The sequence below is a fragment of the Halioglobus sp. HI00S01 genome (assembly GCF_001635445.1).
Taxonomy (GTDB): Bacteria; Pseudomonadota; Gammaproteobacteria; order Pseudomonadales; family Halieaceae; genus Halioglobus; species Halioglobus japonicus.
The window spans coordinates 1-309 of the sequence record NZ_LWEE01000392.1; the positions used below are offsets into that span (position 1 = coordinate 1).

Here is a 309-nt window from a genome sequence, read left to right on the forward strand (position 1 = left end):
ATGAAGATCACGGTCTATAGACGAGCGCCCAATGTCCTCAAGTACGCTCCCATATACTTCTGGGGCAGATGACTGTATCAGGTAATAACCTGTACTCGCATCCAGCTGAAGCTGGATGAATTCCTCTACGTCTTGCTCTGAGGTAATGCCATCGGGCATCAGCCGGAGCACACTCGTTAAAAATTGCTCCCTTTCAAGGAAATGCTTCTTTGATTGTATCCGCGCGAGCATGGCCATGTAGGTCATTTCCCGCTGTAAAAGCGCCACAACCGGCTCCGCCTGGGCGCAAGTGCAACGATCACCGAGGCA

General features: G+C 51.8%; 1 protein-coding gene. It reads right to left on the reverse strand.

The annotated features are described in order from the left end of the window. Positions 1-267: hypothetical protein (locus A3709_RS24760; RefSeq protein ID WP_231871290.1), on the reverse strand; the 267-nt coding region annotated here is incomplete at its 3' end. Between the last annotated feature and the right edge of the window lie 42 nt (positions 268-309).